Here is a 13,195-nt window from a genome sequence, read left to right on the forward strand (position 1 = left end):
CCGGCGCCGGGGGAGGAGGTCAGCCGCACGACGGGCGGTGCCAGCCCCACGACTGCCGGTCACGGAGCCGAGGCGCCGGGCCGACGGGCGCCCGGAACGCGGCTCACGGGCGCGCCATCGGACTCATCGTGCTCCTACGATCAGGGGGTGCCGACTCCGGTCCTCGCGACCAAGCTGTTCGCGCCGGCCCGGCGCTCGCAGGTGGTCGAGCGCCCGCGACTGACCGCACAGCTGGACGCCACCCTCGACGCGGGCCACCGGCTCACGCTCGTGTCCGCGCCCGCCGGGTTCGGCAAGACCACCGCGCTGAGCGACTGGCTGGTCCACCTCGCCCGGCGTCAGCCACAGGTCCGCGTCGCGTGGCTCTCCCTGGATGACGCCGACAACGACCTCACCCGCCTGATGACGCACGTCGTCGCCTCCCTCGACGGCGCCGGCCTGGGCGTCGACCCGGCCGTGCTGGAGGCTCTGCACACCGGGCCGCCCGCGACCGCGCTGACCGCCTTCGTCAACGACGTCACGCGCGCCGGTGGCAGCGCGGCGGGGAAGCGGTGGGTGCTGGTGCTCGACGACTACCACGTCATCGAGGCGTCGGACGTGCTCGAGGCGGTGGCCTTCCTCCTCGAGCACGTCCCGGACCATCTGCGCCTCGTGGTGGCGACCCGCTCGGACCCGCCGCTACCGCTGGCGCGGCTGCGCACGAGTGGCCGGCTCACGGAGGTCCGGGCCGCCGACCTCCGCTTCCGCCCCGACGAGGCGCGGGAGCTGCTCAACCGGGCCATGGGGCTGGATCTGACCCCGGCGGACGTGGACGCCCTCGAGGGGCGTACCGAGGGCTGGGTCGCCGGGCTCCAGCTCGCCGCCTTGTCCCTGCGCGGCATGACCGGGCCGGGTGAGGTCGCCGGCTTCGTCGAGGCGTTCACCGGCAGCAACCGGTTCGTCATCGACTACCTCGCCGACGAGGTGCTGGCCAGGCAGGACAGCTGGGTCCGCGACTTCCTGCTCGACACCGCCGTCCTCGACCGCCTCACCGGCCCCCTGTGCGACGCCGTCACCGGTCGGGCGGACGGCACCTCGATGCTGGTGGACCTCGAGCGTGCCAACCTGTTCCTGGTCCCGCTCGACACCGACCGCCGCTGGTACCGCTACCACCACCTGTTCGCCGACGTCCTCCAGGCGCGCCTGCGCGCCGACCGCCCCGACCGCGTGCCGGGGCTGCACCAGCGGGCCGGGGTGTGGCTCGGCGACCACGGCCTCGTGGAGGACGCCGTCCGGCACACGCTCGCCGCGGGGGACGTCGGCCGTGCCGCTCACCTCATGGAGACGGCGCTGCCGGAGCTGCGCCGCAACCGCCGGGACGGCGTGCTGCTGTCCTGGGTGCCGCTGCTGCCCGAGGCCGTGGTCCGGCGCAGCCCGGTCCTGAGCATCCTCTCCGGCTGGTCGCTGATGATGTCCGGCGACCTCGACGGGGCCGAGGCCCGGTTCGACGACGCCGAGGTGGCGCTCGCCGCGGGCGCTGTCGACCCGGGCCTCGCCGCCGCCTGGGCCGACACCGACGACCTCCGCACGGCGCCGGCGATCCTGGCGGTCTACCGCGCGTCGCTGGCCCAGGCCCGTGGCGACGTCGCCGGAACCGTCCGTCACGCGCGACGTGCCCTCGAGCTCGCCAGGCCCGGCGACCACTTCGTGCGCGGGGCCGGTGCGGGGTTCCTCGGCCTGGCCGCCTGGGCGGCCGGGGACGTGCGCGAGGCCCTGTCCACGTTCAGCGGGGCGCTGCACAGCCTGCGTGCGGCGGGGAACCTCGTCGACGAGCTCGACGGCACCGTGGTGCTCGCCGACATGTGGGTCGCCACCGGCCGGCCCGGCCGCGCCCGACGGCTGTGCGAGCAGGCGCTGCAGACCGCCACCGACGGTGGTCACCCGTACCTGCGGGCCGCCGCCGACCTGCACGTCGCCCTGGCCGAGCTCGACCGGGAGATCGACGAGCTCGCCGGCGCCGAGGTCCACCTCGAGACAGCCCGGGTCCTGGGCGAGCGGACGTCGATCACCGAGAACCGGCACCGGTGGTTCGTGGCGATGTCGCAGGTGCGCGCCGCCCGCGGGGACCACGAGAGCGCAGCCGCCCTGCTCGACCAGGCCGAGCTGCTGTACCGGCACGGCTTCTACCCCGACCTGCGTCCGATCGCCGCCATGAGGGCTCGCGTCCACATCGGCGCGGGCGACCTGGCGGCGGCGCGCGCCTGGGCCGAGCGACGAGGGATCGGCGTCGGCGACGACCCGGACCTCCTGCGCGAGTACGAGCACCTGACTCTGGCGCGGCTCCTCCTCGCCGACCACCGCGCCGGACGTCACGACGCGGGCAGCGCGTCCCCGGCCGAGGTGCTGGGGCTGCTGGACCGGCTGCACACCGCGGCCGTCAGCGACGGGCGGGAGGGCAGCGTGCTGGAGATCCGGGTGCTGCAGGCGCTCGCCCACGACGCCCACGGGGACCTCTCCTCGGCGCTGGCCAGGCTCGGTCGCGCCCTGGGGGAGGCGCCCGAGCCGGACAGCCACGTGCGCCTCTACCTGGACGAGGGTGCCCCGGTGCTCGCGCTGCTGGACCGGCTCGCGCGACTCCCGGAACCGACCGCCGGTGCCGACGACGAGGCCTTCCACGGCGAGGGTGGCGAAGCGGTGCCGGCGCGCGCGCGTCGGCTCCTCGAGCGTGTGCGTACGGTCGAGCTCGCCGAGCCCGCGCCGCCATTGGTGGAGCCCCTGAGCCACCGCGAGGTCGATGTGCTGAGGCTGCTCGCCACCGAGCTGACCGGACCCGAAATCGCCCGGGAGCTCTACATCACGGTCAACACCCTGCGCACCCACACCAAGCACATCTTCACCAAGCTCGACGCCAGGACGCGGGCGGCCGCCGTGCGACGCGCCCGCGAGCGGGGGCTCCTCCAGCCCCCGCTCGAGCCGCCGGGTCACCGGACCGTCACCACGTCAGTCACATCATGAGGTGATGCCCCGTCACCCGGCCGGCTCCTAGGTTCCAGTCATCCCCGCGGCCCCCGCCGCGGACCGAGCCGAACAGGAACCGTCATGACCGTCACCCGCACCACCCTCATCCGGTCAGCAGCCCTCGCCGCCGTCGCCGCCGGCCTGATCTTCATCGGTGTCCAGATCGGCCACCCACACTCCGACGTCACGGCCGTCACCACGACCGAGTGGGCCGTGCGTAACTCGTTGAAGGTGGTGATGACCGTGCTGGCCCTGGCCGGCATCACCGGCATGTACCTGCGTCAGGTGAGGCAGACGGGTCTGCTGGGCCTGGTCGGGTACCTCGTCTTCGGCGCCGGCTACCTCGTCCTCATGAGCACCGCCTTCGTCAGCGCAGTCGTCCTCCCCGCCATCGCGGGCACCGATCCCGGCTACGTCGACGACGTCCTCGCCGCCGCGACCAACGGCAGCGCCGTCGGTGACATCGGCCTCATGCAGGCTGCGCTCAGCGTCACGGGGATCACCTTCCTGGGCGGGGGCCTGATCTTCGGCATCGCCCTGTACCGGGCACGCGTCCTGGCCCGGTGGGCGGCCGCACTCCTCGCCGTCGCCAGCCTCCTGACCGCCTCGCTCGCCGTCCTGCCGGACGCCTTCTTCCGGTTCCTGGCCTTCCCCAACTCCATCGCCATGATCGGCCTGGGCTACTCCCTCTGGGTGTCCACGCGCGTCGCGGCCACCACGGCGGTGGGCGCCTCGCCCCGCACCCCGGCGAGCGCACGGTGACCACGCCAACCGGGGTCGGGACCGCGCCGGCGAAGACGCTGACCACCGCCGCCTCGGTGAGCTCGGGCTGGGTCATCAATGCCGTCGTCGCCGAGGGGGTGATCCGCCGCCCGGCCACCCGTGGGGCGGGCCGCCGGTCTCGCTCGACGGGTGGGCGATGATCCGGCGACAGCACGGGACGGCCCACTACCAGATCCGGGTCGAGGGACACCTCGACGAGTGCTGGTCGACGTGGTTCGGCGGGATGTCGCTCACCCGTGACGGCGACGGCGCAACCACCCTGCGCGGGCCGGTCGCCGACCAGGCCGCGCTGCACGGACTCCTCGTCAAGGTGCGTGATCTGGGAGTCCCCCTGATCTCGGTGAGGGCGGCTGACGCACCTGACGCACCTGAGGCACCTGACGCGTTGAGCGAGCGTCGGCCGGTCGACGAGCCGCCGGACCGGTGCACCCGGCCCGGTCGGAGGCTGTTTCCGGGGGTGACTAGGCTCGACGAGATGGAGCTCCTCCGGGACGCGGTGGACGAGGCGGCCGAGCGCACCGGGTTCTCGGGCGTGGTCCGCCTGGACCGCCGGGGTCGCACCGAGTTCTCCGTGGCCTACGGGTTCGCCGACCGCGCACACCGGATTCCCAACTCGCCCGAGACCCTTTTCGCGACCGCGAGCGGGTCCAAGGGCTTCACCGCCCTGGCGGTCATGGCCCTGGTCGAGCGCGGGACGCTCGAGCTCGCCACGCCTGCGCGGGTCGTTGCTGGGCGACGACCTGCCCCTGGTCGCCGACGACGTGACGGTCGAGCACCTCCTGGCGCACCGCTCGGGGATCCGGGACTACCTCGACGAGGACGCCCTGGGCGACGTCAGCGACTACGTCATGCCGGTACCGGTGCACGAGCTCGCGACGACGGAGCAGTTCCTGCGGGTGCTGGGCCCGTGCGACGCCGTCTTCCCCGCCGGCGAGCGGTTCGCGTACAACAACGGCGGGTACGTGCTGCTCGCGCTGCTGGCCGAACGGGCGAGCGGTGTCGGCTTCCACGAGCTGGTCCGCTCACGAGTCTGCGAGCCCGCGGGGATGGTGGACACGGGCTTCTTGCGGTCCGACGAGCTTCCCGGGTCTGCCGCCCGCGGCTACCTCGCCGTCGACGGCCTGAGGACGAACGTGCTCCACCTTCCCGTGCTCGGGAACGGCGACGGCGGGATCTACTCGACGGCCGCTGACCTCACCGCGTTCTGGGACGCCCTTCTCGCCGGCCGGATCGTCTCCCCGGAGCGGGTCGCGCAGATGCTGCAGCCGCGCAGCGTCTGGGCGGAGGGGTCCAGGCGCTACGGCCTGGGGTTTCACCTCGGCGGGACCACCGACCGGGTGTGGCTCGAGGGCCACGACGCCGGGGTGTCGTTCGTGAGCCAGCACCTGCCGTCGTCGTCGACCACCTACACCGTCATCTCGAACTGGTCGGAGGGCGCCTGGCCTGTCGTCGACCTGCTCGACTGACGGCGCGGGAACCCTTCGCTCACCTCGGCACCGCGCTCGCCTCGGCACCTCGGCGAGGCCGCAGGGCACACGACGCTGGGTAGGCTCGACCCATGGCCTCACGGTGGGTGCTGGTCGCGGTCTCAGCTGCTCAGCTGGCGGCCGGAGCAGCGGGGCAGGTCATCGCCCTCAGTGAGGGGCGAGCCTTCGACATCGACGTTTTGGGCTTTCGTGGGTCGCCCGCGCGGTTGGGCCGCGACTCGTGGCTGCTCGGGACCGGCTTGTCGGCTCCGGTCCTGATGCTGTCTGTCCAGGCGGTGGCGACGATCCGTCTGGCGGCAGGGTCCAGCCGTGGTGCGACACGGGTGCTCGGGTCGTTGGGCGCGTTGATGACGTGCGGGTACCTCATCGAGAAGGAGGCCCGCGGCGCGCTGTCGCCGGCGGGCTGGAACCCGACGACGACGCCCGCCGTGGCGGCGGGGCTCACCCTCGCCGTGACGATGGCCGTCCTGGGCCCGCGGCAGGCGTCCAGCAGCAGCTGATGCCGGCGCGCACCTGCGAGCCCCTCGCGGCCGGGTGTCGAGCCGGGCCGTGAGGGGCCCGCAAGGCGACTCTCAGCGGTGAGCGCGCGCGTGGCTGCGGGTCGATGGGAGACCAGGTGCCGATCATGCTCACGCCATGACCCCCGTCCGAGGTCCGGCCAGAGTCGATGGTCCCTGCCGAGCGGCGCACGTGATCCGCCGGCCATAGCCTCGCAGAACAGCGCGCCGGTTCGAGGACGAGCGCGGCAGGCGGGTGGGACCATCAGGCATGGAGGTCCGGTCGAACGAGGCGGAACGCCAGACCAGATCGCTGCGTCTGGCGAATGCCGGAGCAGCGGTGCTCCACGCGGTCCAGGCCGTCGCCGTGCTCGTGCTCGCCACGGACTTCGCCCTGCCGGTGACCGCGAGCTACATGGCCGGTCCGCCGGGTACGCCGCCCTCGGAGCCCGTGGTTCTCCTCGACATCTCCACCGGGGCGGCTGTCGCGGCGTTCCTGGCCCTGTCCGCGCTGGCGCACCTCATCGTCTCCACGGCGTGGTGGCACCGGTACGTCGCGGACCTGGGCCGCCAGCGCAACCCCGCCCGATGGGTGGAGTACTCGCTCTCGTCGTCGCTCATGATCGTCCTGATCGCACAGCTGGTCGGCATATCCGACGTGGCTGCCCTGCTCGCCCTGTTCGGCGTGAACGCCGCCATGATCCTGTTCGGCTGGTTGCAGGAGAACTACGAGCGCCCCGGAGGCGGCTGGCTGCCCTTCGTCTTCGGGTGCGTGGCCGGTGTGGTCCCGTGGCTGGCGATCACCGTCTACCTGCTGTCGCCCGGCTCGACGTCGTCGGCCTCGCCTCCGGGTTTCGTCTACGGCATCTTCGTGTCGCTGTTCGTCTTCTTCAACGCCTTCGCCCTCAACCAGTGGCTGCAGTACCGCGCCAACGGCCGGTGGCGGGACTACCTGTTCGGCGAGAGGGCCTACATCGTGCTGAGCCTGACGGCGAAGTCAGCCTTGGCCTGGCAGGTCTTCGGGGGCACGCTGGCCGCATGACCCTCGCGTCGAGGAAGCACCGCGTGGTCCGCCGAGTGGCGGGAAGGGCGGCCCGGCGCGGAGACGCGGCCCAGTAGTGTGGAAGGCGGTCGCGGCGCCTCGAAGGAGGCCGCGGCACGTCCGTGCACGGGGCGGTCGGCTCCTGCCGACCGGGGAAGGAGCGGATCGTGGAGACCTGGGCCACCCAGGAGGAGCTCGGCCGGCGTCTCGGGGTCGATACCCAGGCCGCGGGGGAGCTGCTCATCAGTGCTGGACTGAAGGTGGGCCGGGAGGCCACCCCCGACGCGCTGTCGCGGGGGCTCGCGGCGCCGGACGTCTCGCCGCTCGGCCGGCCGTTCCTCCGGTGGCAGACCGCGGAGGTCCTCCCGCTCCTCGAGCCCCTGGCGCGGCGCCTCCAGGAGGCACCGGCCGTCCCGGCCGCCCGTCCGTCCAGGACGCCTGCCAAGCGCCGCTCCCCTGCCACCCCCCCGAGGGCCACCCGTCCGCCCGCCACCGCGCCGGCAGCCGGCACGACCTTCGACGCGGTGATCGCGGTTCGCGCCGTCGCCGACCCGGACCCGGGGCCGACCGGCTGGGCCTACATGAACCAGCGCACCAGGGTCACCACGACCGGCGCGATGCCGTACGCGACGGAGAAGGAGGGCGAGCTGCTCGCCGTCCTTCACCTGCTGGACCACGCGCCGTCAGAGGCCCATCTCCTCATCAGGACCGACTCCGAGCACCTCGTGAAGGTCGCGACGGTGTGGGGGCCCACCTGGCATCGCAACGGCTGGAAGCAGCGCGACGGGCAGCGCCCGGAGGACCTCGCCCTCGTCGAGCCGCTCCTGACCACCATCGCGAAGCGGGCCGGCCGCGCCAGGTTCGGGCTGGCCGACAGCGGCGACGAGTTCATCGTCGCGGCGACCCGGAGTGCGCTGGAGGCCGCGCACCAGGAGAGCTCCTGACCGAGTCACCGACCGGCAGGGGCGGTCGCGGTCGCCCCCGCACGACGACCTCGGCGACAGTCCCGGCAGAGGGAGGGCAATGTGGCGTCCTTCTACCCCCCGGTCGACGCAGCACGTGTCCCTCATGTTCCACACCGGGGGCCGCACTCCCTGACCCGACCGGGCTGCTCGAGGGCGAGGGGGCGGTGTCCCAGGGTCGCGCGTTTCCTCGACGAGAGCGACCTCGAGGCCAAGGCACCTGCGCTCCGTGGCCCGGTTGCCGCCTGGATCGAGCTGAGGAGCGACCGTAGCCGTCGCGCGGACGGCGTGCTCCTGCCTCCCCGTGCTCACTGCTCCCGGGCGCCGGGGAGTACGGTCGGAAGACACAGCAGAGACGGACGCCGAGCTGCACGGGTCCTCGTGACGACGTGGCCCGCACCGCTGCGGCGTTCCAGGTGAAGGGACTCCACATGCGCGCTGCCCGGTACCACGGCCGAGGGGACATCCGGATCGAGGAGCTGCCGGAGCCGGAGGTGAGGCCCGGCGAGGTCGGCATCGACGTCGCGTGGTGCGGCATCTGCGGTTCCGACCTCCACGAGTACCTCGAGGGCCCGATCTTCGTGCCGGCGCCCGGCCACCCGCACCCGCTCTCGGGCGAGTCGGCGCCGATCACGCTGGGGCACGAGTTCTCGGGCGTGGTCTACGCCCTGGGCGAGGGCGTGGACGACATCGAGGTGGGCCAGCACGTCGTCGTGGAGCCGTACATCATCCGCGACGACGTCGACACCGGACCGCGGAGCAGGGACTACCACGTCTCGGCGGACATGGGTTTCATCGGGCTGTCCGGCAACGGCGGCGGCCTGGGCGAGAAGGTCTCCGTCAAACGCCGGTGGGTCCACCCGATCGACAGCGCCGTGCCGCTCGACGAGGCGGCGCTGCTCGAGCCGCTGTCCGTGGGGTACCACGCGGTGGACCGGTCGGGTGCGAAGGCCGGGGACTTCGTGCTCGTCGGCGGCGCCGGCCCGATCGGTCTACTGACGGCCGCGGTGCTCAAGGCGAAGGGCGCCACGGTGGCGGTGACCGAGCTCAGCGAGCTGCGCCGGCAGCGTGCCCTCGACACGGGCGTCGCCGACCACGCGTTCGACCCCACCCAGGTCGACGTGGTCGAGGAGGTCAAGCGGCTGACCGGTGGTCGCGGCGCCGACGTGGCCATCGAGGCCACCAGCGCCCAGCCGGTGCTCGACACCCTCATGAACGCGCTGCGCCCCACCGGCGTCCTGCAGGTGGTGTCCATCTGGAGCAAGCCGGCGTCCGTCGACCTCTTCCAGCTGGTCATGAAGGAGATCGACGTGCGCGGCTCGATCGCCTACGTCAACAACCACCCCGACACCATCGCGCTCGTGGAGTCGGGCACGATCGACCTCAAGCCGTTCATCACCGGCAAGATCGGTCTTGACGACATCGTCGACAAGGGGTTCGAGACGCTCATCCACCACAACGAGACCGCCGTGAAGATCCTCGTCTCCCCGTCCGGGAAGGGGCTCTGAGCCGGCGCGGCCGGTAGCGGCGCAGGATCCTACCGGGCCGCCTCGCCGAGCCAGATCTCCGCCCGGATCCGGGCGCAGATCTCCAGCATGGTGGACGTCGACCGCCGGATGGACATGGACGACGTCGTGGTGTGGATGGGCCCCGGCCTGCACCTGGTCCAGTACCCCGTGCGCGCCGGCAAGCTCTACAACCAGGTCGCCGTCTTCCGCAGCCAGGAGTTCCTCGAGGGCAGGGCGGACTGGGGCACGCCGGAGGAGCTCGACCGCACCTACGCCCGCATGTGCGAGCAGGTGCGCGTGGCCATCCCGGCGCTCGGGCGCGTCCACCGCTGGCCCATGGCCGACCGTGAGCCGCTCGGCACCTGGACGAAGGGCCGGGTCTCCCTCCTGGGCGACGCCGCGCACGCGATGCTCCAGTACCTCGCCCAGGGCGCCGGGCAGTCGCTGCTCGACGGCGCCGCCCTCGCCGAGGCCCTGCCGGGGCTGGGCGACGGCGCCTGGTCGAGCGAGGCGGTCGGCGCCGCCCTCGCGCAGTACGAGGACCAGAGGGTGGCGCAGCCGGGAACGTGCAGACCACCGCGCGCGTGTGGGGCGACATCTGGCACGTTGACGACCACGTGGCGACGATCCTGCGCGACCAGGCGTTCCGGTCCCGGGACGTCTACGACTACAGCCTCGTGGACTGGCTGTACGGCCCGGTCCGCGCCGACCACGCGGCGGTCGTTGACGACGCCGCGCCGGCGTCGTTGGCCGTCCCGCCCGTCCCCGCCACGCCCGCCCCCGCCATGCCCGCCCCCGTCACGACCGCCCACGCCTGAGAAGGAGCCCACTCTTGACCACCACCGACCAGCCGATCGCCCACGGATCCGTCGAGAACGCGATGACGCAGGGCGACAGCCCCGAGCTGACCCAGCTGTACCGGGACCTCGACGCCGAGCACCTCCACCCGCTGTGGACCCAGCTCGACGACCTCATGCCGATGGAGCCGGCCCCCAAGGCCGTGCCGCACGTGTGGAAGTGGTCCACGCTGTACCCGCTCGCGCAGCGCTCCGGCGACCTCGTCCCCGTGGGGCGCGGCGGCGAGCGGCGCGCGATCGGCCTGGCCAAGCCCGGCCTGGGCGGCAACACCTACATCTCCCCGACGCTGTGGTGCGCGATCCAGTACCTCGGGCCGAAGGAGACCGCGCCGGAGCACCGCCACTCCCAGAACGCCTTCCGCTTCGTCGTCGAGGGCGAGGGGGTCTGGACGGTCGTCAACGGCGACCCGGTGCGCATGTCGCGCGGCGACCTGCTGCTCACCCCGGGCTGGAACTTCCACGGCCACCACAACGAGACCGACCAGCCGATGGCCTGGATCGACGGCCTCGACATCCCGTTCTCCTCCGCCAACGACGTGGGCTTCTTCGAGTTCGGCTCGGAGCGGGTCACCGACTACGCCACACCGAACTTCTCGCGCGGCGAGCGGCTGTGGACCCACCCGGGCCTGCGTCCGCTCTCGGGTCTGCAGGACACCGTCTCCTCCCCGATCGGTGCCTACCGGTGGGAGCACACCGACCGGGCCCTGACCGAGCAGCTCCTGCTCGAGGACGAGGGCCAGCCGGCCACCGTCGAGCAGGGCCACGCCGCCGTGCGCTACGTCAACCCCACCACCGGCGGCGACGTCATGCCCACCATCCGGGCGGAGTTCCACCGGCTCCGCGCCGGCACCGCGACCCCCGCCCGCCGCGAGGTCGGCTCGACGGTGTTCCAGGTCTTCGAGGGCTCCGGCTCCGTGGTCCTGGGCGGCACCGAGCACCGGCTCGAGGTCGGCGACCTGTTCGTGGTGCCCTCCTGGGTGCCGTGGTCCCTGCAGGCGGACACGCTGTTCGACCTGTTCCGTTTCTCGGACGCGCCGATCATGGAGCGTCTGCACTTCGACCGTGTGCACGTCGACGGAGGCAACCGATGAAGCTCACCACCATCCGCCTGGCCGGCGGCGCGACGGTCGCCGCCCGCGTCGACGGCGACACCGCCGTCGAGCTCGGCTTCGCCGACGTCGGCGACCTCCTGCGCCGCGGTGACCTCGGCGCCGTCGCGACCGCCACCGGCGCCACGCACGACCTGGCCTCGGCCGAGCTGGCGCCCGTGGTCGTCGCGCCCGCCAAGATCGTGTGCGTCGGGCTGAACTACCGCAACCACATCCTCAAGATGGGCCGGGAGCTGCCCGAGCACCCGACCCTGTTCGCCAAGTACCCGGACGCGCTCGTCGGCCCCCGGGACGAGATCCAGCTGCCGCCGGAGTCGGACAAGGTGGACTGGGAGGGCGAGCTCGCCGTCGTCATCGGCAGGACGGTCCGACGCGCCGACGCCGAGCAGGCGGCGGCCGCCATCGCCGGGTACTCGGTGCTCAACGACGTCACCATGCGCGACTACCAGTACCGCAGCCCGCAGTGGTTCCAGGGCAAGACCTGGGAGCGCTCGACCCCCCTCGGCCCGGTCCTCGTCACCCCCGACGAGATGCCCGACGGCGCCCAGCTCGTCACCCTCCTGGACGGCGAGGAGGTCCAGCGCACCCCGGTCGACGACCTCGTCTTCTCCGCGGTCGAGCTGGTGCGGTACATCTCCACGATCTTCACCCTCAACCCGGGTGACGTCATCGCCACCGGCACCCCGGGCGGGGTGGGCCACGCGCGGAGGTCGGGCCGGTACATCACCGCCGGCCAGACCCTCACGACGAGGATCGACGGCATCGGCGAGCTCGTGAACGTCGCGGTGGCCGAGCAGCTCGACGCCGCTGCGGCGCGGGAGCCGGACGTGGTGCGGGCATGAGCACGACGACGGAGGAGGAGGCCCGCGCCGCCCTGCGCGAGCGCCTGGGTGCGGGGGCGCGCTACGACGACCCGGCCGCCCCGGCGCGTGAGCTCGGGTGGGCCCGGCGCGGCACCGCCTACTTCGCGCGCAAGCTCAACGAGCTCAGCGACGACCAGCTCGACGAGCCGAGCCTGCTGCCCGGGTGGAGCCGGCGCGCGCTGGTCGCGCACGTGGGCTACAACGCCCGGGCGCTGACGCGGCTCACCGAGTGGGCGGCGAGCGGTGTCGAGACGCCGATGTACGCCTCGCCCGAGCAGCGCAACGCCGAGATCGAGCGAGGCTCCACCCTGCCGGCCCGGGCCCTGCGCAACCTCTTCGCCCACTCCGAGGTCCACCTCAACGTGGAGTGGCGTGACCTCCGTGCGCAGGCGTGGGACGCCGAGGTGGTGACCGCGCAGGGGCGGACCGTCCCGGCCCGGGAGACGGCGTGGATGCGGGCCCGCGAGGTTTGGGTCCACGCCGTCGACCTCGACAACGGCGGGTCCTACCTCGACCTCCCGCCGGAGATGCTCGACGAGCTCGTGGCGGACGTGCTGCGGAGCTGGGCCCGCAGGGGCGAGGAGGTCGACCTCGTCCTGGCCCCGACCGACCGGTCGGCGACGCACGCCGTCGGTGCCGACGGCCCGACCGTCTCGGGCACCACCGCCGACCTCGTCCGCTGGCTGACGGGGCGGGGCGAGCGGCGCCTGACGTCCAGCACGGGCACCGTCCCCGCCGTGCCCCGCTGGCTCTGATGGCGCCCGTCCGGCCGGCGTGATCGCGCGCCGGCCGGGCCGCCGTCCTCCGTGCGCGGGAGGCGTGATGGTGGCGGCTCTCGTCCGCCCGGCGCCCGAGCCGTCCGGGACATGTGTTCTGCAGGTTGTCCGTAGTCCGAACATGGCGTCAGGTCTGGCGAAGGCGGTGCTCGCTCCGCCCGCTCCTGATCGGTCTGCCAACAGGCGTGCGTGGATCGGACGTCGGTGCCGCATCTCCGAGCGCGGAGTTGGTCTTCCCGACAGTGCTGCGGCACACGTCCCCGACGGCGCTGATCACCCTCTCGTCGCAGTCCCGGAGCGGCGTCGTGCCACCA

12 protein-coding genes and 2 pseudogenes are annotated in these 13,195 nt (G+C 73.1%); all 14 read left to right on the forward strand.

Annotated elements, in window-relative coordinates:
• The first annotated feature begins 147 nt into the window (after nucleotides 1-147).
• The 14 genes and pseudogenes from EDD32_RS14150 (at nucleotide 148) to EDD32_RS14205 (ending at nucleotide 12,860) form a co-directional block, all read left to right on the forward strand.
• Complete coding sequence (locus tag EDD32_RS14150) at nucleotides 148-2,994, forward strand: winged helix-turn-helix domain-containing protein (protein ID WP_123918461.1); 2,847 nt, start codon at nucleotides 148-150, stop codon at nucleotides 2,992-2,994.
• Nucleotides 2,995-3,078: 84 nt separating this feature from the next.
• Nucleotides 3,079-3,759, forward strand: coding sequence for a hypothetical protein (locus EDD32_RS14155; RefSeq protein ID WP_123918463.1), 681 nt, complete (start codon nucleotides 3,079-3,081; stop codon nucleotides 3,757-3,759).
• On the forward strand, nucleotides 3,756-3,920 hold the full coding sequence (locus EDD32_RS19210; protein ID WP_211338838.1) for a hypothetical protein: 165 nt from the start codon (nucleotides 3,756-3,758) through the stop codon (nucleotides 3,918-3,920). The genes EDD32_RS14155 and EDD32_RS19210 overlap by 4 nt, the downstream gene beginning before the upstream one ends.
• Before the next feature lie 335 nt (nucleotides 3,921-4,255).
• Nucleotides 4,256-4,438 (forward strand): annotated as a pseudogene (locus EDD32_RS19820) (serine hydrolase); the annotation flags it as partial.
• A 67-nt stretch (nucleotides 4,439-4,505) separates the two neighbouring features.
• On the forward strand, nucleotides 4,506-5,246 hold the full coding sequence (locus EDD32_RS14165; protein ID WP_281274888.1) for a serine hydrolase domain-containing protein: 741 nt from the start codon (nucleotides 4,506-4,508) through the stop codon (nucleotides 5,244-5,246).
• A gap of 92 nt (nucleotides 5,247-5,338) precedes the next feature.
• Nucleotides 5,339-5,767 (forward strand): hypothetical protein, encoded by a 429-nt coding sequence (locus tag EDD32_RS14170; RefSeq protein WP_123918465.1) that lies wholly within the window; start codon nucleotides 5,339-5,341, stop codon nucleotides 5,765-5,767.
• 268 nt (nucleotides 5,768-6,035) lie between these two features.
• A complete protein-coding gene (gene heR / locus EDD32_RS14175; RefSeq protein ID WP_170175308.1) occupies nucleotides 6,036-6,806 on the forward strand; it encodes a heliorhodopsin HeR in 771 nt (256 codons plus the stop codon).
• A gap of 167 nt (nucleotides 6,807-6,973) precedes the next feature.
• Entirely contained in the window at nucleotides 6,974-7,750 is a 777-nt protein-coding gene (locus EDD32_RS14180; RefSeq protein ID WP_123918467.1) for an RNase H family protein, read from the forward strand.
• A gap of 449 nt (nucleotides 7,751-8,199) precedes the next feature.
• On the forward strand, nucleotides 8,200-9,276 hold the full coding sequence (locus EDD32_RS14185; RefSeq protein WP_123918469.1) for a 2,3-butanediol dehydrogenase: 1,077 nt from the start codon (nucleotides 8,200-8,202) through the stop codon (nucleotides 9,274-9,276).
• 135 nt (nucleotides 9,277-9,411) lie between these two features.
• Nucleotides 9,412-9,765 (forward strand): annotated as a pseudogene (locus EDD32_RS20030) (FAD-dependent monooxygenase); the annotation flags it as partial.
• Nucleotides 9,766-9,842: 77 nt separating this feature from the next.
• Nucleotides 9,843-10,094 carry a hypothetical protein gene (locus tag EDD32_RS19220; protein WP_211338839.1) on the forward strand — a complete coding sequence of 84 codons (252 nt, stop codon included), beginning with the start codon at nucleotides 9,843-9,845 and terminating at the stop codon, nucleotides 10,092-10,094.
• Nucleotides 10,095-10,156: 62 nt separating this feature from the next.
• Nucleotides 10,157-11,224 carry a cupin domain-containing protein gene (locus EDD32_RS14195; RefSeq protein WP_123920566.1) on the forward strand — a complete coding sequence of 356 codons (1,068 nt, stop codon included), beginning with the start codon at nucleotides 10,157-10,159 and terminating at the stop codon, nucleotides 11,222-11,224.
• The gene (locus EDD32_RS14200) at nucleotides 11,221-12,084 is read left to right on the forward strand and encodes a fumarylacetoacetate hydrolase family protein (protein WP_123918471.1); all 864 of its coding nucleotides are present in this window, start codon (nucleotides 11,221-11,223) and stop codon (nucleotides 12,082-12,084) included. The genes EDD32_RS14195 and EDD32_RS14200 overlap by 4 nt, the downstream gene beginning before the upstream one ends.
• Nucleotides 12,081-12,860, forward strand: coding sequence for a maleylpyruvate isomerase family mycothiol-dependent enzyme (locus tag EDD32_RS14205; protein WP_123918473.1), 780 nt, complete (start codon nucleotides 12,081-12,083; stop codon nucleotides 12,858-12,860). The genes EDD32_RS14200 and EDD32_RS14205 overlap by 4 nt, the downstream gene beginning before the upstream one ends.
• Nucleotides 12,861-13,195: the final 335 nt, after the last annotated feature.

The organism is Georgenia muralis, assembly GCF_003814705.1.
In the GTDB taxonomy this organism is placed as follows: Bacteria; Actinomycetota; Actinomycetes; order Actinomycetales; family Actinomycetaceae; genus Georgenia; species Georgenia muralis.

Bases quoted from the DNA above. Each gene is read 5' to 3' on its own strand.
- EDD32_RS14185 (WP_123918469.1), top strand. From the start codon at position 8,200: ATGCGCGCTGCCCGGTACCACGGCCGAGGGGACATCCGGATCGAGGAG.
- EDD32_RS14155 (WP_123918463.1), top strand. From the start codon at position 3,079: ATGACCGTCACCCGCACCACCCTCATCCGGTCAGCAGCCCTCGCCGCC.
- EDD32_RS14170 (WP_123918465.1), top strand. From the start codon at position 5,339: ATGGCCTCACGGTGGGTGCTGGTCGCGGTCTCAGCTGCTCAGCTGGCG.
- EDD32_RS14205 (WP_123918473.1), top strand. From the start codon at position 12,081: ATGAGCACGACGACGGAGGAGGAGGCCCGCGCCGCCCTGCGCGAGCGC.
- EDD32_RS14200 (WP_123918471.1), top strand. From the start codon at position 11,221: ATGAAGCTCACCACCATCCGCCTGGCCGGCGGCGCGACGGTCGCCGCC.
- EDD32_RS14195 (WP_123920566.1), top strand. From the start codon at position 10,157: ATGACGCAGGGCGACAGCCCCGAGCTGACCCAGCTGTACCGGGACCTC.
- heR (WP_170175308.1), top strand. From the start codon at position 6,036: ATGGAGGTCCGGTCGAACGAGGCGGAACGCCAGACCAGATCGCTGCGT.